Raw genomic sequence first — 1,428 nt, forward strand, 5'->3', positions numbered from 1 at the left:
TGACCTGTTTTTTTCAAAAGAGTGATTAAAGCATCGGTAATGATTTGCTGCCAGCGTTGAGAGAATGATGCATTATGACGTTGATCATATTTTAGTACCGTATGCTTATGGTTAAGCGTTTTAAGTGCTCTATTCATCGCACTATAGCTCTTATATGATGCAACGGTATTGACATAACCAGGTGTGGATTTTTCCATAGAATGCGCACCAATCGAGAAAAAAGACCCACTGTTCATTGCTGTTTGGTACTCACCGACAGTATGACTAAAGGGCCATACCGGAACTGCTGGTACAGGGTCCGCACCATGCGTGACACGATAATGCTCGATATTAGTAGAGGCTTGGTGAACAAATCTCTCAGTGACAACCCTTGGCGCACCAAAGGTATATAACTTGGTATCAATGCCTTTCTGGCTTGCCCAAAGCGCTGTTAATTGCGCAATAGCCCCACCCAAACTATGACCCACAACATGTAAGCAACGAGGATTATGCTGTGTTATATATTTTTCAAATGAAGGCTGCATACTGCTAAAGGCTTTTTCAAATCCTGAGTGTACTTCAATACTCTTAGGCCCAACTGCTGTGGCTACATTGCCATTAGTTAACCAGTCAGCAAATGACGTAAAAACAGTGCCACGAACACCAATAATATGATGCTGTTTAAATTTTCGAGATGTCCCTTGTGCCGTTAATGCAAAGCCAGTACTACGATTCAATAATTGATTAATTAAGCCTCCACTAACACCTTGTATTTGACTGTTAGTGATATCAAAGTTGTCGCTAAATTCAAGGTGAAATGAATCCTCGAAATTTTTAGAGTTCCTAATGTCATATACACGTGAAGCAACACTTGCTGCAATATTAGGTGAAAGTGCTTTACTCATAGTGGGAATATTCCTTTATTTCCGTTTTGTTAAATCATTCAAATCATAATTATTTACACGATATTTACTCTCTCCATCATAAAGCCAAATAGGCTTATAATCGGCCTGCCAGCGGCAGATACTTGAAGCTATATGATCAAGATATTCGTTATTCATATTTTTAAATTGGAAACTGACTCGTTTATCGGTTAATTCACAATTCATAAAAGTTAGCTTTTTAGAAAACTCTGGCACTTCCTCAATACCAATATGGTTGGCGGACCATATTAGACGGAGCTCATTATCGTGAACTACGGTAACCTCTTGCGAAACTCTGTCTTCAGAAAAAAGTCTATTAGGTATGGATGAGCGAATGCTTTTTTGAGGAAAATGGAAATGACCCTTGCTATCGGTAATAGCCACATCAATATGGTCTTTGCCATCAATATACATTAATGAACGCGTCACCTCTAAATTAGCCACTGGATTACCATTTTTGGTAATAACACCATTAACTTCTGAGCTTAAAAAGACTTCCTTTTTTTTAAACCAACCAAACATATCA

2 protein-coding genes are annotated in these 1,428 nt (G+C 38.4%); both read right to left on the reverse strand.

All coding sequences use genetic code 11. From position 1 onward, the window contains the following. Nucleotides 1-884 (reverse strand): lipase family protein (locus tag H5125_RS21595; protein WP_182745481.1); only part of this gene is annotated, 884 nt, incomplete at its 3' end. Between the two features lie 15 nt (nt 885-899). Beyond that, nucleotides 900-1,428 (reverse strand): DUF6795 domain-containing protein (locus H5125_RS21600; RefSeq protein WP_182745483.1); only part of this gene is annotated, 529 nt, incomplete at its 5' end.

The sequence above is a fragment of the Shewanella sp. SR44-4 genome, assembly GCF_014163715.1.
Lineage (GTDB): Bacteria > Pseudomonadota > Gammaproteobacteria > Enterobacterales > Shewanellaceae > Shewanella.